This window comes from Desulforhopalus sp. IMCC35007 (assembly GCF_005116575.1).
Taxonomy (GTDB): Bacteria; Desulfobacterota; Desulfobulbia; order Desulfobulbales; family Desulfocapsaceae; genus Desulforhopalus_A.
Window position 1 is genome coordinate 96,149 of record NZ_SWCN01000001.1, and the last position, 20,501, is coordinate 116,649.

Genomic DNA, 20,501 nt, shown 5'->3' on the forward strand with positions numbered 1-20,501 from the left:
TTCAGAAGGTGCGGCACTCTTGTTATTTCTTTTTTCTGGGCAGGAGAAAAGAGATAATAAAACCCGTTGTGTTAATTCCCGCCAGGATAAGGCCCACTATCCCGAGAGTCCCGATAAACCCGGGTTCGTGCGACATACGGTCAGCCAAGATCAGAATGGAAGAACCGACAATCAACGCTGCTATGATCATAGCAATACCCATTATCCTGCTTGAGGTATCTATTGTTTCTGAGAGATGTTCAATCCGTTTGAGTTCGAGATTGAGAGTGAAGCGACTGTGCTTTGCGTGATCGAGAAAACGCTGTAATTCTCCTGGAAGGTCTTCAAGGAGTTCAAATGTACTCGTCATGGTCTTGCCGATGCGTGCCCTGATAGCCCCCATACTGTATCTTCGCATGACAATTTCCTGGATCTGTGGTTCCACATGGGCCAGTACGTCAAAACTTGGGTCAAATTGTTCAGCTACGCCTTCAATGGTGGTCAACGCCTTGGTAAGGAGCATGAGATCCCCTGGACACTGGATATGGTAGCGTTGCAGCATGGAGAAAAATTCAGAGAGAAGACCTGTAATATTCAGGTGTTGCAGCTCAACGTTTTGGAACTGGCTTGTAAGGTGCCTGAGTTCAAGACGGAATTCCCTGCTCTCAATGACTGTCGGGTCAACGTTGGTCAGTTCCAGGACAACCCTGCAGAGTTTATCAATATCGGCCTTTATTACCGAGGCCACCAAATTGATAAGCTGGTCACTGGTCTTACGGTCGAGCCTGCCGATCATGCCACAATCAATAAAACAGAGTTTATTACCGGGGAGTAAAAAGATGTTTCCCGGATGTGGGTCCGCATGGAAAAAGCCAAAACGGAGGCACTGTTTAAAAACAGCATCAGTGCCATTGGCGACAATGGCCCTTCGGTCACTTGAGCTAAGACTGCCAGGAGAAACCGAAGAAAGAAGACGTCCTTTTATGTGTTGCATGGTAAGAACATTTCTGGTTGTCGCAGACCAGTAGATGATGGGAAAGCTGATATTCTCGTCGTCTTCGAAATAGCGGCGCAATCGGTCTGTTGACTGGCCTTCAATGATAAAATTAATTTCTTTATGCAGTTCTCTGGAAAATTCTTTCGCAACATCGGTGGGGCTGTAACCGAGATCAGAAAAGTATTGCTGGAGGAGCTGGGCCAGCATCTCCACCAGATCCATATCTTCCTCTATAATTGATCTTGCCCCCGGCCGCAGAACCTTTATGACCACCTGAGTTCCATCAAGCATGATGGCCCTGTGCACCTGGGCAATCGAGGCTGCCGCGAGAGGCTCCTCTTCGATGGAAGAAAACAATAGGCTGAGTCGGCCAGGAAATTCAAGATCAAGCACCTCAAAAATTTCATTAAAAGGTACGTGGCTACAGTTGTCCTGCAGCTGTTTAAATTCTTCAGCCCACTCGGCAGGAATAAGGTCGGGGCGTGTGGAGAGGAGCTGGCCAAGTTTGATAAAGGTTGGCCCCAGTTCCTCGAAAACCATGCGAAGTCTGACTTGTGGTGGCAGGTTTTTGGAGTGTTCCGGGACCGATTCATCGAGATCGTTTTTGTTTTGCCCCATTAACCGGTTGAGGCCGGTATCAATTACGAGCTGCCGGAATCCAAACTTTGTCAAAACCTTTACGATTTCGGCAAATCTTTTGGTATTGCGGATGGTTTTCTTTATCGAGGTGATTTTCATGAGGTACTCAGTACTGTGAGTAGTTGATGCTCGTTTTCCCTTGTTTGCTGGAGGGTCTCAAACCAGGTGCCCAGTGTGTTGGGGCCGAGGGAGAGACCATTTTTTTGCCACAAATTTCTGGTTTCTGGAAGAAAGTCAAAAATTGCTTTTTGTACGTCTTCAGCCTCTGAAATATCAGTACAGCAATAGATCATTGAGAGAAGATCAGCAATCTGGACAATCAGCGAATGCTGTCTGTGAGCTGGCGCAGTTTCAGGGACATGGTGAAAGCCGATGGCGTAAGCTATTTGTTCCGGAAGAGCCCACTTTCTGGCAAGTTCCAGGCCGATGTGGTCATGGCTGGTTCCATACAGTTCTCTTTCTGTGCTGATAACACTGAAATGACTGGAAAGAGAGTGTTCCTGAAGGATTGGGTAGCTGCTGGGAAAAGCCATGAGCATGACAAGTTTACCTATATCATGGATGAGGCCGCAGATAAAAAGTTCACTGGGGGAAAGCCTGTAATGTTGGCCTATTATTTTAGACATCAGACCGCAGGTGAATGCGTGTTCCCAGAAAACACCGATCCCCTGGATAGAAATTTTATCCATTTTAGGGAATGAGGCAAAAATGGCCTTACTGATGATGATATTTTTCACCTCATCAAACCCAAGGACCATAAGTGCACGTTCCAGAGTGCTGACTTGGCGCGGTAAGCCAAAAGCTGCTGAATTTGAAATTTTGAGGATTTCAGCGCACATGGTCTGGTCCGGGAGTATGGCCTGCATGAGGTCGCGGGCACTGCTTTCGGGGTCAGAAGTGGTTGCAAGTACCCGGGTGACCGTTGCGGGCAGGGCAGGAAGGGTATCTATCTGATCAAGTATTTTTTGAATGGGTGTTTGTGACATGGCCTGCTACATTTGGGTTAAATTAAACCAGCCAGGAACTCTCTGGTTCTTGTCAGGTAATCGGTATGTTATCGCCTTTGCAGGTCTTTTGCTTGAAGCTCTGACCTTATGACAGTAACGCGTTGCAGGAGTGGTGTCAAAAACAATTGCTCTCGATGTGGTGATTCGTTGTACCGCCCCCAAAAACACAAAGGTCTCTGTAGTGTACAGCTTTTAGGACTATCGTGGCAAATCAGATGACTGCAGATGGTTTCTCGGCTATATTGCATATTTTGCGGCACTTTGCTCTGGGGAAAATGTAAAAACTACAGAGATCTTTTGTTCTTTGCAGCAAAGGACTCTTTCGAAGGAATCAACGATGGCAGGAAATGATACGTGGGAAGACATTACGGCGCGAATAAAAGAACAGGCAGATATCGTCCAGATTATTGGAGAACATGTTGATTTAAAGCGCAGCGGCGTAAGATTCTTAGGCCTGTGTCCATTTCACGGAGAAAAGACCCCGTCGTTTTCAGTGCATGGCGGTCAGCAGTTCTTCCATTGCTTTGGTTGTGGAGAGTCTGGAGATGTTTTTAGTTTCGTGATGAAACAGCAGAACCTTGATTTTCCTGAAGCCGTCAGGCTTCTGGCAGAAAGATATCACATAGAACTGCCCCAGAGAAGACGATCAAAGGAAGACGAAGAGCGGGAAAACAAACGAGCTCAGCTGTTTTCAATCAACGCAAGGGCTGCTGAGTATTTCAAGACATATCTCAAGGAATCCCCGGGAGCGGCAGCGGCCAGGGATTACCTTCTGAAAAGAGGGGTGAGCCATGAGATACAGGAAAGATTTGGAATTGGTTATGCCCCTGATGTTGAAAAAGTTGGCTGGAATTTTCTCGGATCAAAGTTCAAGGGGGAGGAACAGCGGCTGGCGGTCGAAGCGGGTCTTCTTGTAGCCAAAGAGGCGGGGGGCACTTATGATCGTTTCAGAGACCGGATCGTCTTCCCCATCTATAACATAAGCGGTCAGGTCTGTGGTTTTGGAGGGCGAATTATAGGTGAGGGGCAGCCGAAATACCTGAATTCTCCTGAGAGTCCCGTTTTTAATAAGAGCCAGTCGCTGCTTGGGCTCTATCAACAAAAGGATCATATTCGCCAGTCCAACCGGGCAATCTTTGTTGAGGGGAATTTTGATCTCATATCTCTGGTTGCAAATGGTTGTGAAAACGTTGTGGCACCTCTTGGAACAGCACTCACGCGAGAGCAGCTGCGGATGGTGAAGCGGTTTACAGAAGAGGTGACCCTGCTTTTTGATGGAGATGAGGCTGGTAGCAAGGCTGCAGCGAGGGCTGTTCCTCTTTTTCTGGCGGAGCAGATTACAGGAAAAGTGGCAATCATGCCCTCAGGTCATGACCCTGACACCTTTATCCGAGAAGAAGGGCTTGCAGCACTCAACCGTTTGCTGGATACGGCAGAAAACCTTCCTGAGTTTGTTTTAGGCCGGTGGGTGGCGGAGTATGGTCTTGGCTTGGATGGAAAACGAAGGATTGTGGAAGAGCTGAAACCTCTACTTGATGCCGCCGTATCACCTCTGCAGCGAGCGGTCTTTTTATCCCATTTTGCAGAAAAGCTCGGAATGCAGGTGGAGGACCTTGAGCGGCATCTCCAGAAAAAGGTGGTACGGGAGATTCCTGAAGGGCCGCACATTGCCAGAAACAGACAGTATGCCGGGGTCGAAACCCTGTCTATTCAACAGAAACAACTGGTGGAGTTCATGATTCTCAACCCAGGTGTTTATGGTGTTCTTGCAGATAATAAAATACGGGACTGCCTTGAAGGGAGTATCGGTGAGATTCTTTTCCTCGAGTTGGGAAAAATTGTCCGACAAAATGAGGATGCGGAGCCCGAAGAACTGTTGTCGGTCTTGCCAGAGGGTGCCGAACGAAGATTTGTTTCGAACCTGCTGCTGAACGCCTCCGCTGATCTTGATGTGTCAGAAGAGCAGAGTGCAAGGGAACTCGAAGCCTTTGTCGAATTCTTAAAAAAAGATCAGCTCAAACGGGAAAACAGTATGATTATGCAACAGTTGCATAAGGCCCAGGCGGAGAATAATTCCCAGCTTGTGATGGAGTTGATGATGGAAAAAATTAGACTGGCACAAAAACTCCATGAATGAGTTGAGATGTTTTTGTAAAGAATTGAGATCGTAGCATATTAAAGTTTTTAAGGCGGGGTTCATAAAAAGCCTTGACATTTTTGTTCGTTTCGTTTGATTGTGAAGATGTGATACCCAGTGGTGGGTTATAGAGACCAGAGATGGGCAGGTTCGGGGGCGGGCTGATTCATTTGGAAATTGTTAATTATGCAGATTCGGTAGAGGGAGAATTGTATGACATTGGCCGGCGGTGACGATGATATCGTTAAAAGTGTGGATGAAGCTATGATGGATTATAGCGATTTGGAAGAGGCCTCGTCCTATAGCTCGAAAGACGATTCAGCAGATGGTTTTCTGGGGCCTGTAGATTACAGCGACGCGAAATATGAAAGGCGTAGCGAATTCAAGGACCGTCGATCCACCACGTTTAGCGACCGGAGAAAAAACGATAGGAGGAGGACCTCCAGAGATAGTGGGGTGGGGCAATCCGACAAGGCAATATCTTCAGTTGATCCCATGAATATCTACCTCAGGGAAATGGGAACCCTTACTCTTTTAAGCCATGAGGAGGAACTTAAACTCGCCAAGATGATGGAGGATGGCAAAAAGAGAGTACAAACTGCGGTGCTGAAAACACCTATTGCTATCCCTGCACTGGTTGAATTGGTTAAAGGACTTGAGAATAATTATGAAAAGATTTGCCAGATAATCTCAGGAATTGAAGAAAATACGCCTAAGATTGTTGCCAAGGAAAGTAAGGAATTTCTCTCTCGGGTTGGACAGGCTGTGGTGCTTGATAAAAACAGGCAGGAGTTGATGAAGCAATACCTTGTTGAAACACACGGCGGCCAGAATGCCAAAGACCTGTTTGCTGAAATTGAAGGTGTAGGAGAGGCTGTCGTTGAGCTTTTTCAGGATAAAATGATCTGCGCTGAATGCATCAAGGCAATAGCGACGGGGCTGGAGGATTTATCCAAACGTTTTCGTAAGGTTTTTGTAGAGGTGATGGGGGAGCATGTTGAACAGCAGAAAAGTGGCCAAACGGAACTTAAACCGGAGGATATAGAGCGCCAGGTAAACAGGCAGATGATGGAGGAGTCAGGCGTTGACGAAAAACAACTGAGGCTGATACTTCATGAGGTCGATGTCGGTTGGGACATGTATAAGCAGGCCAAGGAAGGTCTGGTGCGCGCTAATCTTCGTCTTGTCATCTCTGTTTCTAAAAAATTTGTTAACAGAGGTTTGCAGTTTTCTGATCTGATTCAGGAAGGTAATATCGGGTTGATGAAAGCGGTGGAAAAATTTGATTATCACCGGGGCTATAAGTTCAGTACCTATGCAACCTGGTGGATCAGACAGGCAATTACCCGGGGTATTGCAGATCAGGGCCGTACTATTCGTCTGCCGGTTCACATGATCGAAACCATTAATCGTCTGCTCAGGGTGTCAAAAGATTACCTGTTGGAGGAGCACCGTGAACCGACGCCGGAAGAGATGGCGGAGCAACTCGGTACAGATGTTGAAAAGGTCAAATCAGCGCTCAAGATTGCCAAAGATGCTATTTCTTTAGATACCCCGGTAGGGAATGACGGTGAGACCTTTCTTGGTGATTTCATTGAAGATAAAGAAAAAATGGGTCCTGATGAGCTTTCCATGGTGGGCAGCTTAAGAGAATGCCTCAACCAGGTCATGTCTTCTCTCTCACCGCGGGAAGCCAAGGTGTTGCAGATGCGATATGGGATAGATGTGGATTGTGACCACACCCTGGAGGAGGTTGGGAAATGTTTTGCTGTTACCCGGGAGAGAATTCGTCAGATTGAAGCCCAGGCAATCATGAAGCTAAAACATCCATCCCGGATTGAGGAACTCAAAGTCTTTATGACTGATTAGCGTTCTGTAGCGGTACTGTTAAAGCCTAAGCTTAATACTATCCTCATGGAGTAATGGTGTGAAGTTGTTATTACCCATGTGAGCTTGCCTCAAAAGATATAATATGTCGGTTAATGATCCCACCCTCGACTGGTTGAGTCTGTCTCTTGTCCCCGGGCTGGGGCTAGGCGGTGCATGGCGTTTACTCGCCCGTTTTAATGAGCCCTCTGCAGTTTTCTCAAGCCCTCCCAGATTATTACAAGAAGTTGAGGGAATCAAGCAGAGCCAGCTGAAGGGGCTGCTTTCCGGAAAAAACTATCACGTTGAGGGCAGGAAAGAATTAAAACGCCTTCAGGATTTTGGCGCCCATATTATCTGCTATCAATCACCGCTGTATCCTCCTCTATTAAAACAACTCGTCGATCCTCCACTTGTCCTGTTTGTCCTAGGGGACCCTGCAAAGCTGAGTCAGGCCGCGGTTGCTATCGTCGGTTCAAGAGCGGCTACGGCCTATGGGCGAAGAACCGCCTTTCATCTTGCTGAAAACCTTGCCTCGTATGCTCTTTCCGTTGTTTCAGGACTTGCCTTGGGTATAGATACAGAAGCGCACCGCGGGGCCCTGCAGGGTAAGGGCGATACGGTGGCGGTTCTTGGCTGTGGGCTTGATATCGTCTATCCCAGACAGAACCGGCAACTGTTTGCTGAAATTGTAAAGCGGGGTGCGGTGGTGAGTGAATATCTTCTTGGTACACGTCCGGAAGGCTTTCGGTTTCCGGCGAGAAACCGAATAATAGCGGGTCTTTCGGCCGGTGTTGTAGTGGTCGAGGCTGCACGAAAGTCCGGGTCTCTTATTACCGCGCAAATTGCTCTCGATATAGGGCGCGATGTGTTTGCGGTACCGGGGCAGGTTGATTCTTTTAAGAGTGAGGGGGCTCACTGGCTTTTGCAGCAGGGTGCAAAACTTGTCATGAGTGCTGCCGATATTGGAGAAGAATATGGTTTATCACCGATGGTAAAAAATATAATGAACATCCCGGGACAAGAAAGTAATGTGGATCTTGAACCGGATGCTCTTGCATTGTTGCAGATCATTGAACCCTATGCCCAGACAAAAGAGGATCTTATTCTTCAGTCCGGGATGTTTCCTGCAAGAGTCAGTGAATTGTTGCTTTTACTCGAGCTTGAAGGTGTGATCGAGATGTTGCCTGGGGATCAGGTAAGAAAAATATAAGCAAAAAACTTTGATTGTTGGACCATCAAGAGGTTAGTTTTTTTATAAAAAATACAGGAGTATTATGAGCCGGGACATTCTGATTGCACCATCTATTTTATCAGCGGATTTCAATAGACTGGGTGGCGAAATCAAGGCAGTGGAAGAGGCGGGTGCAGATCTGATCCATGTGGATGTTATGGATGGTCACTTTGTACCGAATATCACCATCGGACCGCTGGTAGTTCAGGCCGCAGCCAATATAGCGAGCAGGCCGCTTGATGTGCACCTGATGATATCAGATCCAGACAAATATGTTGATCAATTCGCCAGGGCTGGCGCTGACTGGATAACGGTTCATGTTGAGGCGTGTACCCATCTGCACCGGACTATTGCAAGAATAAAAGAGCTCGGTAAAAAGGCTGGTGTGGTCCTCAACCCTGCGACCTCACTCTCAACGCTTGACTATATTCTGGAAGAGGTTGATGTTGTCATGTTGATGTCAGTAAACCCTGGTTTTGGTGGACAAAAGTTTATCGCCTCAACCCTTGCAAAAATCTGGGAGTTACGTCAGCGAATAGATGCAATGGGGCTTGAGGTCGACATCGAGGTGGATGGTGGTATCAGTCCTGCTACCATTGGAGAAGTTGCCGAAGCTGGTGCAAATGTCTTTGTCGCCGGATCTGCGGTGTATGGCAGTAGAGATTACAGGGAAACTATTGTGGCTCTCAAGAAGAATGGTGATCTTGGAGCGGCCAGGTATACGTCCTAATACAGAGGGAATATTGCTATGGGATACAAATTTAGAGCACTTACAGAAACCACTGTCTATGAAAAACTAAGGGTTCAGGCCGAGAAAGCCTATGATTTAACTGGGGCGGATGCTCTGACTCAAGATGGTCGGCTGCGTCGTTATGTGGCACGCTCGCCTCTATTAAATTTTCATTATGCAACCCAGAGGGTGGATGACAGCGTTCTTGGATTATTCCAGCAGCTCGCAGACGAATTGGACCTTGTCGGCCAGTTTGCTTTAATGCGGCGTGGCGCTGTTCTCAACACGATAGATGGGTATGAGAGTGAAGACCGTCAGGTGTTGCATACGAGCAGCCGTGATCTGTTTTCGTCATCACCAGCAGAACCTGTTGCCACAGCAGCGGCACGAAGTGAACTTGACAAGCTGCACCTATTTTTAGAGGAAATTGCCGCAGGCCGTCTGTCCAATCGGGACGGTAAATCGTTTGATACGATGGTTCATGTAGGAATTGGAGGGTCAGATCTTGGTCCCCGGGCCATTTATGAGAGCCTGGCCGCCTACGGGCAAAAGGGACGAACCGTACATTTTATTTCAAATGTTGATCCTGATGATGCCGCAGCGGTACTAAAAAATATTGATTTGTCAACCACTCTGATTGTGATTGTTTCAAAAAGTGGAACGACCCTCGAGACTCTGACGAATGAAAAAATCGTACGTCAGGCTCTTGAAAATAAAGGGCTGCACCCCAAAGATCACTGTCTGGCTGTTACCGGGCAGGGGAGTCCTATGGATAACCCTGAAGCGTATCTGCGCTCATTTTATATGTTCGACTACATTGGTGGCCGATTTAGCTCAACTTCAATGGTCGGTGCCGTTGTTCTTGGTTTTTACCTCGGGTTTGATGTCTTGATGGATTTTTTAAGAGGGGCATCCTCTGTCGATCAACTTGCAGAAAAGAGAGACATAAAGGACAATATTCCTCTGTTAATGGCACTGCTCGGTATCTGGAACCATAATTTTCTTGGGTATCCAACCGTTGCGGTACTTCCATATAGTCAGGCCCTGAAAAGATTCCCGGCACACCTGCAGCAATGTGATATGGAGAGTAACGGCAAAAGTGTTAGGAGAAATGGGAAAAATGTGGAGATCAAAACAGGCCCTCTTGTCTGGGGAGAACCGGGTACCAATGGGCAGCACGCATTTTATCAATTGCTGCATCAAGGTACAGAAATAGTACCAGTGGAGTTTATAGGCATTAAGCAGTCGCAGTATGGGGAAGACCTGAGTGTAGCGGGGTCACTGTCGCAGGAAAAACTTCTGGCAAACCTGTATGCACAGATTCTAGCCATGGCCGTTGGGCAGTTTTCTGAAAACCCAAACAAAAACTTTCCCGGTAACAGGCCATCCTCATTGATAGTCGCCGAAAAACTTACTCCGGAAGTGATGGGAGCAATCTTGGCTCTTTATGAAGCCAAGATTGTTTTTCAGGGATTTACTTGGGATATTAATTCGTTTGATCAGGAAGGGGTCCAGCTTGGCAAGCTGCTGGCAACTCGATTTCTTGCGGAAATGAATGCCAGGGGCGAAGCGGGTGAAACCTTGGAAAAACAATTTCTTGATCAGGTGTGATCTCAGATTTAGTCAAGATCAGAGGGTGAATTGCGGTTCAGTTCCTGGGGGAAAATCTATTGGATTTTTGTTGACAAAAGTGCATTGCGAAGATATTCTCACACGCTGAATGAAAATATAAGTCTCTGGACGGACAAATTGCACAAAATGCAAGAGTGTCGGGAGGCTGTAGCTTACAATGAAAATGATAAACCGTATTTTGGTTTCAGATTTTCTAAATTAGTAAGATTTTTGGTAAAGGTAGAAGTTTAAACAGAAATTCAAAGGAGGAAATCATGGCAAAGCATGAGACGCCCTTGTTGGATCAATTGGAGACTGGCCCGTGGCCAAGCTTCGTTACCGACCTTAAGAGACAAGCGGCAACCAAGCCGGAGTGTTGGGACATTCTTGGCATCCTGGAGCTGTCTTACAAAGACAGAATCACTCACTGGAAGCACGGTGGTATCGTAGGTGTTTTTGGTTACGGTGGTGGTATCGTTGGTCGTTACGCTGATATGCCTAAGCAATTCCCAGGTGTTGAGCATTTCCACACAATTCGTGTCGCCCAGCCATCGTCCAAATATTACTCAACTGCAAACCTTCGTCAGTTGATGGATCTTTGGGAAAAGCATGGATCAGGTATGACCAACTTCCATGGTTCTACAGGTGATATCATCCTTCTTGGTACCCGTACTGAGAATCTTGAGCCATTCTTTTGGGATCTTACTCATGATATGGGCCAGGATCTTGGTGGTTCCGGTTCTAACCTGCGTACTCCTGCAAACTGTATCGGACATTCCCGTTGTGAGTGGTCATGCTATGATACTGAAGAAGCATGTTACCATTTAACTCAACACTATCAGGATGAGATTCATCGTCCTGCTTTCCCTTACAAGTTCAAGTTTAAGTTTTCCGGATGTCCAAATGACTGTGTAGCTGCTATTGCACGTTCAGATGTCTCCGTTATCGGTACCTGGAGAGATGAAATCCGCATCGACCAGGCTGCCGTGAAAGAATATGTCGCTGGTAATTATCCACCAAACGGTGGATCACACTCTGGTAAAGACTGGGGTAAATTTGACATTCAGAAAGAAGTTATTGACCTTTGTCCTACCGATTGTATGTGGATGGAAGGTGGTGAACTGAAAATTGATGATACTGAGTGTACTCGTTGCATGCATTGCATCAACGTTATGCCTCGTGCCCTTCGCCCAGGTGCAGATCAGGGTGCTTCCATTTGTGTTGGCGCTAAAGCTCCAATTCTTGATGGTGCACAGTTTTCTACCCTTATTGTTCCTTTCATGAAAGTTGAAAAAGAAAATGAGTTCGAAGAACTCATTGAGTTCATTGAAAGTATTTGGGACTGGTGGATGGAAGTTGGTAAGAATCGTGAGCGTGTTGGTGAAACCATGCAGCGTGTTGGTCTCCCGACCTTCCTCAAGGTTATGGGTATTGAGCCGATTCCACAGCATGTTAAAGAGCCTCGTTCAAATCCTTACGTCTTCTGGAAAGAAGAAGAGGTTGAAGGTGGTTTCGAGCGTGATGTCGAGGAGTTCCGTCGCAAGCACGCCGCTTAATGCTGTTTTAATTTGAGCTAAAAATTCATATTAAATATAAGGAGATTTTACAATGGGTTATAATCCAGACAAACCAATGGACGGACGTATTTCTGACCTTGGTCCACCTCACTACGAACAATTTTTTCCACCTGTCATCAAGGCAAACAAAGGCAAATGGTTGTGGCATGAAATTACCCAGCCTGGCGTTTTGATGCATAAATCAGAAACCGGTGACGAGGTTTACAGTATACGCTGTGGTACAGCACGTCTTGTATCCATTGAGTATATCCGCGAAGTGTGTGATATCGCAGATGAGTTCTGTGACGGTTACTTACGTTTTACCACCCGTAACAACGTTGAGTTCATGGTTGATTCTAAAGAAAAAGTTCAACCTCTTCTCGATAACCTCGCAAGTCGTGGTAACAAGTTCCCAGTTGGTGGAACCGGTGCTGGTGTAACGAATATCGTTCACACCCAGGGTTGGGTACACTGCCACACCCCTGCAACGGATGCATCTGGTGTTGTTAAGGCGGTAATGGATGAATTGTTTGACTACTTTACTTCCATGACTCTGCCTGCTCAGGTGCGTATTGCTCTCGCATGTTGTCTCAATATGTGTGGTGCTGTCCACGCTTCTGATATCGCAATTCTTGGTGTTCACCGTAAGCCACCAATGATCGATCACACCCGTATTACCGGTGTTTGTGAGCTTCCATTGGCTATTGCGTCATGTCCACTGGGCGCAGTTAAGCCTGCTAAAGCAACCGTTGATGGCAAAGAGATCAAGACAGTTCAGGTAAATGTCGATCGCTGTATGTTCTGTGGTAACTGTTACACCATGTGCCCTGCAATGCCACTGGCTGATCCAGAAGGTGACGGCATCGCAATTCTTGTTGGTGGAAAGGTTTCTAACAGAATCAGCCATCCTAAATTCTCTAAACTGGTTATTCCATTTTTGCCAAACACCACCCCTCGTTGGCCTGAAACTGTAGCAGCTGTCAAGAAAATTCTTGAAGCCTATGCAGCTGACGCTAATAAATACGAGCGTCTCGGTGATTGGGCAGAGAGAATTGGTTGGGAGAAGTTCTTTGAAAAATGTGACATCCCATTTACCGATAAGAGCATTGATGACTATCGTCTTGCTTATGACACCTGGCGTACAACGACTCAGTTCAAGTATACCAGCCACATTAAATAGTAGGGTAGAAATGTTGTTTGTTGATCAGGCGGTGTTTGCCTGATCAACTGATGTTTTTCTCACCTCTACTTGAGGAGCACTATTATGGCACTGGATATCGAAGCTTTAAAAAACGCCATTGAGGAGAAAGCTACCAAATCTCCTAAACCACAGCTTTATATCAAGGATTTTTATGCATGTGATCCTGATTCAAAGCCGCGTGTTATTAAAAACGTCGCAAATGAGATGGTAAGAGAAGGTCGCCTGATGTTCTGGTCCTCCGGGTCTACCACTATGTATGGTATTCCATCTCGTATTCAGGATGAGGAAGGGGAAGAGTAGATTCCACTTTTTACATCCAGTAAGTTAAGGCGCAAGGATTGTATAATCTTTGCGCCTTTTTTGTGTGATCTTATGTTACCTATATTTGCCTATACCTCCATTGATTCGACCAACATCAAAGCCAAAGAACTGGCATCGACAGGCGCTGCAAACGGGACGATGGTAATTGCCGATTATCAGACCCAGGGCAGGGGCCGCTTAGGCAAAGACTGGCTGTCGTCTGCCGGGCGAGGATTATATTGCTCTATTATCGTTCGACCAAAGATATTGATAGATGCATACCCGCAAATAACACTTGTTGCCGGCGTCGCACTCGCGCAGTATTTCGAACAGCTTATCAATAGGAAAATTCAATTAAAATGGCCGAATGATATCTTTATTGGAGGGCGAAAATGTGCCGGAATATTGACAGAATCAGCATTGCCCGCTGCTCGGGAAGAGAGATATGCTGTGATAGGGATTGGAATTAATATCAATCATAAATTGACAGATTTCCCACAGGAACTGAGAAGTAAAGTTACCTCGCTGTATTTGCAAAAAGAGATGTTATTTGACATTGCCACAATCGGTCAGGAGGTACGTGATACAGTTCTTGAGCAATTGTCTTTGTACGAGAAAAATGGATTGAAACACATAATTGGTCAATGGAAAGAGAGAGACTTTCTCAAAGGAAAAAAGACACAATGGGTTTCAAGTCAGAGAAAGTTGATTGTAGGTACAGCCCTTGGAATTGATGATAAAGGCCTGTTGTACGTTGAGGATGAGCAAGGTGCAATCCACGAGGTCCTGTCAGGAGATGTACAGCTGGCGGAGAAATAACAAAGGGGAGCCACAGTAAGCGCTGTAGATCCCCCCCTATAACAGAGAGTAGCTCAGTATTGTTAATAACGATAATATTCTGGCTTATAAGGGCCTTCCTGACTCACACCTATATAAGCGGCCTGTTCTTTTGTAAGTTCTGTAAGGTTTGCCCCAATTTTCTTGAGGTGGAGACGGGCGACCATTTCATCAAGGGATTTTGGCAGAAAATACACCTTTTTCCCGTACTTTTCTGAATTCTGCCATAATTCGATTTGAGCAAGTACCTGATTTGTAAACGAGTTGCTCATGACAAAACTCGGATGGCCGGTTGCGCAACCAAGATTTACCAGTCTTCCTTCTGCGAGAATTATTATTCTTTTGCCGTCAGGAAAAATCACATGATCTACCTGTGGTTTAATGTTTTCCCATTCAAGCCCTCTGATACCTGCAATATCGATTTCTGAGTCAAAATGCCCTATATTGCACACTATTGCCTGATCAGGCATACGGTCCATATCAGCTCTTGTTATGACATTCAGGTTTCCAGTACAGGTCACAAAAATATTTCCAATATGGGCAACTTCATCCATGCGTACAACACGATAACCTTCCATGGCCGCCTGAAGAGCACAGATAGGATCGATTTCGGTAACATAGACAGTTGCTCCCATACCTTTGAGGGCCTGGGCACAGCCTTTTCCTACATCTCCGTAGCCGACTACAACGGCATTTTTCCCGGCAATCATGACATCGGTTGCACGTTTGATACCATCGATAAGGGATTCTCTGCAGCCATAGAGGTTGTCAAACTTTGACTTTGTTACAGAATCGTTCACATTAAAGGCAGGACAGGCTAAGGTACCTGCCAGAGCCATTTCATTGAGTCTATGGACGCCTGTGGTTGTTTCCTCACTGATTCCTTTGATGTTTTTCAACTCGGTATGATATTTATCGTGGAGGATAAGTGTGAGGTCGCCTCCATCATCGAGGACCATATTCGGATTCCAGCCATCGGGGCCGAAGATGGTTTGGTCGATGCACCACCAGAACTCTTCTTCAGTTTCACCTTTCCAGGCAAATGTTGGAATTCCGGCAGCTGCAACTGCCGCCGCGGCGTGATCCTGAGTGGAGAAGATGTTGCAGCTTGACCAGCGGAGCTCTGCTCCAAGAGCCACAAGGGTCTCCATGAGTACTGCAGTTTGGATAGTCATGTGAAGACAGCCGGCGATCCGGGCACCTTTGAGGGGGGCCTTGCCTGCATATTCTTCTCTTAATGCCATTAAACCAGGCATCTCTGTTTCTGCTATAGCTATCTCTTTACGGCCCCAATCTGCAAGGCTCATGTCCGCAACTTTATAATCTGAAAATGAAGTACTCATTTGTGTGTCCTTAAATCGTTAAGTCTAATAGGGGATCAGCGTATTTTTGCTGCATCGCGGAGTATCTCAGCTTTATCTGTTTTTTCCCAGGTGAACGAGTCGAGTTCACGGCCAAAGTGGCCATATGCGGCGGTTGCCTCATATATTGGGCGAAGCAGATCGAGCTGCTGAACAATGGCCTTTGGTCGAAGGTCAAAGTGTTGTTGAATCAGTTTTTTTATTTCCTTATCTGAAATCTTTCCAGTTCCAAAACTGTTAACATTGATGGATACAGGTTGGGAAACTCCGATTGCATAGGCAACCTGAACCTCAATTTCTTTGGCAATGCCCGCTGCAATAAGATTTTTGGCAACATATCGGCCATAGTAGGCACTGGAACGATCGACCTTGGATGGATCTTTTCCTGAAAATGCGCCGCCACCATGGGAGCCTTTGCCGCCATAGGTATCTACTATAATTTTTCTCCCGGTAACTCCACAGTCACCAACCGGGCCACCAATTACAAACCGGCCAGTGGGATTGATGAAAAATTTAGTGTTTGCATCCAGCATCTTGGCAGGAAGGATAGGTTTAATAATTTCTTCCATCACCCCTTCTTTTAGATTTTCATAGGATACGGTCGTGTCATGCTGGGTAGAAAGGACTACGGCATCAATACGGGTAGGCACGTTATTTTCATACTGGATAGTAACCTGGCTTTTGGCATCTGGACGGAGCCAGGGAAGAATCTTGGCCTTACGTACATCCGCTTGCCTTTTGGTAAGTCGATGGGCCAAAGTGATGGGAAGAGGCATTAGCACTTCTGTGTCACTACAGGCATAACCAAACATCAAACCCTGGTCACCTGCCCCCTGGTCAAGGTCAATGCCGCTGCCTTCGTCAACACCCTGGGCAATGTCAGGAGATTGTTTGTCAATGGAGGTCATGACAGCACAGGATTGCCAGTCAAAACCCATATCAGAAGAGTTGTAGCCTATTTTTTTAATGGTTTGTCTGACAACTTCAGGCATATCGACCCATGCCGTAGTTGTAATTTCTCCTGCAATGAGGGCCATACCGGTGGTTACCAGGGTTTCACAAGCAACCCTAGCAGATTTATCCTGTACAAGGATGGCATCTAATATGGCATCTGATATTTGGTCGGCAACCTTATCAGGATGCCCTTCTGAAACGGATTCAGAAGTAAAAAGATAATCTGTCATAGGAACTCCAAAAAAATTGAGATAAAAGTGGCTAAAAATAACTGCCATACCATAGTTCTTATATTAAAAAAAGCAACTAGATTTGAGGTAACAGGCCCTTCTGGTGTGTTTCTTTTGCGAAGAGCAGAGAGAGAAAATGAGAAATGGTGTCTTTGACTTCCGGTAAGCATATTTTCCTTAATCTACAAGGTCCTTGCAAGGAAAATAAACAGTGATTAGTTTGGAAATCGTCTTTGCAGACCGAAGTGAGCAAGGTTTGTCTATTATTAATGTTGTTAAGGAAATATAAAACATGACTATTGAAATTGCCAAGGAAGTGCTTCTCATTGAAGAACAGGGCCTGGCCGCAGTAAGGGAACGGATTGGAAAAGAATTTGTTGACGCCATAGAAATCATTCTTGCGAGTCCTGGTCGTCTGGTTATTACAGGAATCGGCAAATCAGGTCTCGTCGGACAGAAAATATCGGCAACCCTCAATAGCACAGGAACTCCATCTTTTTTCCTTCATCCGGTTGAAGCAATGCATGGAGATCTGGGAATGGTTATGGCCGGAGATGTGGTTGTCGCCATCTCCTACTCCGGTGAGACCCCCGAATTAAACAGCCTTTTGATCAGTTTGAAGAAAAGAGGCAATAAAATTATTGCAATGACCGGAGGGAAAAATTCCTCACTTGCTGTTGCTGCAGATGTGGTTCTTGACATTCATATTCCTAAAGAAGCCTGTTCTTTAGGGCTTGCACCAACCACAAGTACCACTGCAACTCTTGCAATGGGGGACGCATTATCGGTTGTTCTACTCAATAGAAAGAAATTTCAGGCGGAAGATTTTCGACACAACCACCCGGGAGGAAGCCTAGGGCAGCGTCTGAAAGTGAAGGTGACTGAAGTTATGTTTCAGGGGGATGACATTCCCATGGTGCGGCCCCAGTTGTCGGCTGCAGAATCGATTGTTGCCTTGAATGAAAAAGATACTGGGGTGGTGCTTGTCGTAGATGAAAACAATACGATACTGGGTATCGTCACAGATGGGGATGTGCGTCGGTGTGTTGTTAAAAATGGCGGAATAACGGATATAACTGCCGAACAATTAATGACGAAAAATCCAATTTGCATAGGGCCAGAACAGTTGGCTGCTGATGCACTGTCCATTATGCAAAAACATGAAATTACAGCTCTGCCTATTGTCGATGCGGAAAAACGACTTCTCGGCCTTCTCCACTTGCATAATCTCCTTGGAAAAGGCGAGTTTCGTTTCCTGGTTTAGCCATGAGAGCTGTTGCTATTACTGCTGTCCTTCTGTCGATAGCTCCCATTGACCGTTGGTTTTGTCATAGGCATAGAACATAACGAGGGTCAATGGCCGGCTTCCTATCCTTTTCTCTGTACATTGCATGCGAAAGAGAAGTTTTCCGGCCACCTCTTTGACATAGCTTATAACCGGCTGAGTGAGATTGTCTCGAACTGCTGCGGGGTAGTTACTGAGAAAGAGAGTCTGAAAGTTCGCCCGTAAATAGTCCTCTTTTTCGGATATATATATTTTTTGATTCAGGTCCTCGAGGGTCGAGTGAATCTCTTCTTTTGCTTTGATAAAATCCTCATCCCTTGAAAATTTACTTCCCTCTATGGATTTGAGTATCTGATTGTACAGTTTACCGGCTTCATGTAGTTCACTATTTTCTAGCTGCGATTTGACGGTCTGTTTGTCTCGAATTATCGATGCCTGGAGAATTATTTTTCCAAGTTTTTTACGGTTAATATCAATCTTTGCCTCATCGAGAAGGGTTTGATTTGAGGCGAGGGCTGTACTGGCTTCCGCGTAGGCATCAATAGCCTCATTCCATAAACCTTGAGAGAAGGCTTTGTTGCCTCGCTCAATTATCAAATAGAGTTTTGATCGTTCTATAGTGTTGGAAATTTTTTGGAGCTGCGAAGGCTTGATGGCGCTGTAGGAGTGGGCGATATCCAGACAGGCCTCATAGGAAATAATGGCGTCCTGCCAGTTGCCACGATTAAAAGCGTTGTCAGCATTTTTGAGAGAAATTTCAAACTTGCATCTGTTTAGCGCGCTCTTTAATTTTTCTTTATATATTGCACGCTCATCTTCGGGAAGTCCTGCAAGCAGACTTTGTGTATGGGTTAAACTGCCGATTGCCAAATGCCATTGTTCCTCACTTATGAACCTGTCGGCAGATTCAATGGCGATTTGAAACTGACAAATAAACTTATTCTCCTCAATAGTCGTTAAAAGTTCCGGTGAAAAAGTTTTGATGTTGGTACTTTTTTCCTGGAGAAGGGTGTATTTTTCAGAGGCCTTCTCCCATTTTTTTTCTTTAAATAAGGCATTGGCTTCATCGACCAGTGATTTTATCTTCTTGAAATTATCCACCTGCTGTTTTGACAGGTACATTCCTTCAAATAGAATTTTTCCCTCAAGACCATTGCGCAGTTCTTCCGAAAGAAGAATCGAGTCGGTACCTGTTCGGATTGCACTTCTTTGGGCCTGGTGGAAGAGGAAAATCTGATCCAGTAGTTGTCTGCTATTTTCGCAAAACTGTTTGGCCTGCTTGAATTGGGAGCTTTTCATACTTGCTTCACACTGGTTGAAATACTGTTGGCTCTGGTTAAGAATAGATCCAGTGTAGGAATAGTATAAACCAATGGCTCCCACAGCGCAGACTCCAAGAGTGATCAGTACACCTGAAAACAATTTACTTTTTTTCTCAGTACTGTCAAAAAATGAATCCCGATGTCTCGGTTTTTTAAGAGGTTGTTCCTCTTGAGTATCCTTCTTCTTTTTTTGTGCCTTGTCTGAGACTCCTTTCTCCATTTCGGGAAGTTGGTGGGGGCCATCAAATTGATCAGGATCAAGATCACTGAGGAGCTCCAGGGTCTGTTTCACCCGTTTAATATCGGCCTCTATGGATGGGTAGTCAGAGACCGTATTTTGCACGACCTCAAAGCGTTTTAGAGCCTTTGCAGCGCTGCCAAGATTTTCAAGATTTTTGGCTTCTCTGTATAAACTTTTACACTTTTGAATTTCCTGGTCGGCAACTTCCTTCAGCTCTGCTAATTCTTCAGAGGAATGAGATATCGTTCTCAGTTTTCGTAAAAGTTCGTTGAACCTTTTTTGAAATTTTAACTGACGGAGCAGATCAATATCTTCATGCTCCTCAGAATTTGTACTCGAAAACGTGGATTCGGGACTATCGTCAACTTCATCATCTAAGGTTAAGTCAAAATCACTTTTTAGATCATCTTCGTTAAGAATGTCTATCTGGTCATCGCTTCTCCCCGATCGTAATCCAGATTCTCCACCCCAGGTAATCTTGTTTAATGGAAATCTATTGCTGTGCTTCTTGTACCAGGTGGCAGCCTCATCGTTAAAGGCGTTTTTGGCAGAAAATATTTCACCATTGATCATTTTACCTATATATAAAATGACATTGGCAAGAGTGGCATTCTGCTCCCATGCGTCTCCAAGACAGATGGCCGCCGGGTCAAAATCAGGATGAAATATCTCACTTTTGGGCTTGCAACTGGGGGGGAAATGTGGAAAACCGAAAGGAATTGATAATTCAATAATATGTTTTTCCGACTCGACCACATCGCCTTCGGCCGTCTGTTGCAACCCGGTCATGGAGTAGGTAATCGTGTACTGGTCAGGTGGTTCGCCTTTCGTAGGTTTCACTGAAATAACCGGATGCCCTTGAAAGTAGCTTTGTACCTGTTTATATACTTCTGCTAATTGATCTGAAGAACCTGACATGGGAGTTGTGGGTAAAAGTTGTCGATTTAAGTACGTTATTTAGTAGTATAACAAGTTATTTAAGCAACACCAAAAAAAAACTGATAATTGTGATCA

At 45.6% G+C, this 20,501-nt stretch carries 15 protein-coding genes; 10 read left to right on the forward strand and 5 right to left on the reverse strand.

Features of this window, described 5'->3' with window-relative positions; translation table 11 throughout:
- Positions 1-22 precede the first annotated feature (22 nt).
- A complete protein-coding gene (locus FCL48_RS00435; protein ID WP_136870264.1) occupies positions 23-1,714 on the reverse strand; it encodes an AarF/ABC1/UbiB kinase family protein in 1,692 nt (563 codons plus the stop codon).
- Positions 1,711-2,601 (reverse strand): HDOD domain-containing protein, encoded by an 891-nt coding sequence (locus FCL48_RS00440; protein ID WP_136870265.1) that lies wholly within the window; start codon positions 2,599-2,601, stop codon positions 1,711-1,713. Before FCL48_RS00440 ends, FCL48_RS00435 begins: the two co-directional genes overlap by 4 nt.
- A gap of 358 nt (positions 2,602-2,959) precedes the next feature.
- Here FCL48_RS00440 and dnaG point away from each other — a divergent pair, with 358 nt between their 5' ends.
- From dnaG to FCL48_RS00485, 9 genes are all read left to right on the forward strand, one after another.
- Entirely contained in the window at positions 2,960-4,759 is a 1,800-nt protein-coding gene (dnaG, locus tag FCL48_RS00445; RefSeq protein WP_136870266.1) for a DNA primase, read from the forward strand.
- A 213-nt stretch (positions 4,760-4,972) separates the two neighbouring features.
- Positions 4,973-6,628, forward strand: a complete 1,656-nt coding sequence (locus FCL48_RS00450; RefSeq protein ID WP_136870267.1) for a sigma-70 family RNA polymerase sigma factor — start codon at positions 4,973-4,975, stop codon at positions 6,626-6,628.
- A 103-nt stretch (positions 6,629-6,731) separates the two neighbouring features.
- Positions 6,732-7,838 carry a DNA-processing protein DprA gene (dprA, locus tag FCL48_RS00455; protein WP_136870268.1) on the forward strand — a complete coding sequence of 369 codons (1,107 nt, stop codon included), beginning with the start codon at positions 6,732-6,734 and terminating at the stop codon, positions 7,836-7,838.
- Positions 7,839-7,902: 64 nt separating this feature from the next.
- Positions 7,903-8,589, forward strand: a complete 687-nt coding sequence (rpe, locus tag FCL48_RS00460) for a ribulose-phosphate 3-epimerase (RefSeq protein WP_136870269.1) — start codon at positions 7,903-7,905, stop codon at positions 8,587-8,589.
- Between the two features lie 18 nt (positions 8,590-8,607).
- Positions 8,608-10,200, forward strand: a complete 1,593-nt coding sequence (locus FCL48_RS00465; protein WP_136870270.1) for a glucose-6-phosphate isomerase — start codon at positions 8,608-8,610, stop codon at positions 10,198-10,200.
- A 275-nt stretch (positions 10,201-10,475) separates the two neighbouring features.
- Positions 10,476-11,756, forward strand: a complete 1,281-nt coding sequence (gene dsrA, locus FCL48_RS00470; protein ID WP_136870271.1) for a dissimilatory-type sulfite reductase subunit alpha — start codon at positions 10,476-10,478, stop codon at positions 11,754-11,756.
- Positions 11,757-11,808: 52 nt separating this feature from the next.
- Entirely contained in the window at positions 11,809-12,936 is a 1,128-nt protein-coding gene (gene dsrB / locus FCL48_RS00475; protein ID WP_136870272.1) for a dissimilatory-type sulfite reductase subunit beta, read from the forward strand.
- 84 nt (positions 12,937-13,020) lie between these two features.
- The gene (locus FCL48_RS00480; RefSeq protein ID WP_136870273.1) at positions 13,021-13,257 is read left to right on the forward strand and encodes a dissimilatory sulfite reductase D family protein; all 237 of its coding nucleotides are present in this window, start codon (positions 13,021-13,023) and stop codon (positions 13,255-13,257) included.
- Between the two features lie 72 nt (positions 13,258-13,329).
- Positions 13,330-14,076, forward strand: coding sequence for a biotin--[acetyl-CoA-carboxylase] ligase (locus FCL48_RS00485; RefSeq protein WP_136870274.1), 747 nt, complete (start codon positions 13,330-13,332; stop codon positions 14,074-14,076).
- A 62-nt stretch (positions 14,077-14,138) separates the two neighbouring features.
- Here FCL48_RS00485 and ahcY read toward each other — a convergent pair whose 3' ends face one another.
- Positions 14,139-15,437: an adenosylhomocysteinase gene (ahcY, locus tag FCL48_RS00490; RefSeq protein ID WP_136870275.1), complete on the reverse strand. Its 1,299-nt coding sequence runs from the start codon at positions 15,435-15,437 to the stop codon at positions 14,139-14,141.
- Positions 15,438-15,472: 35 nt separating this feature from the next.
- Entirely contained in the window at positions 15,473-16,639 is a 1,167-nt protein-coding gene (metK, locus tag FCL48_RS00495; RefSeq protein WP_136870276.1) for a methionine adenosyltransferase, read from the reverse strand.
- A 292-nt stretch (positions 16,640-16,931) separates the two neighbouring features.
- On the opposite strand from metK, the gene FCL48_RS00500 reads away from it, so the two are divergent.
- Positions 16,932-17,903, forward strand: coding sequence for an SIS domain-containing protein (locus FCL48_RS00500; RefSeq protein ID WP_136870277.1), 972 nt, complete (start codon positions 16,932-16,934; stop codon positions 17,901-17,903).
- An 18-nt stretch (positions 17,904-17,921) separates the two neighbouring features.
- On the opposite strand, the gene FCL48_RS00505 is transcribed toward FCL48_RS00500, so the two are convergent.
- Positions 17,922-20,327 carry a ubiquitin-conjugating enzyme E2 gene (locus tag FCL48_RS00505; protein WP_169309015.1) on the reverse strand — a complete coding sequence of 802 codons (2,406 nt, stop codon included), beginning with the start codon at positions 20,325-20,327 and terminating at the stop codon, positions 17,922-17,924.
- Positions 20,328-20,501 lie beyond the last annotated feature (174 nt).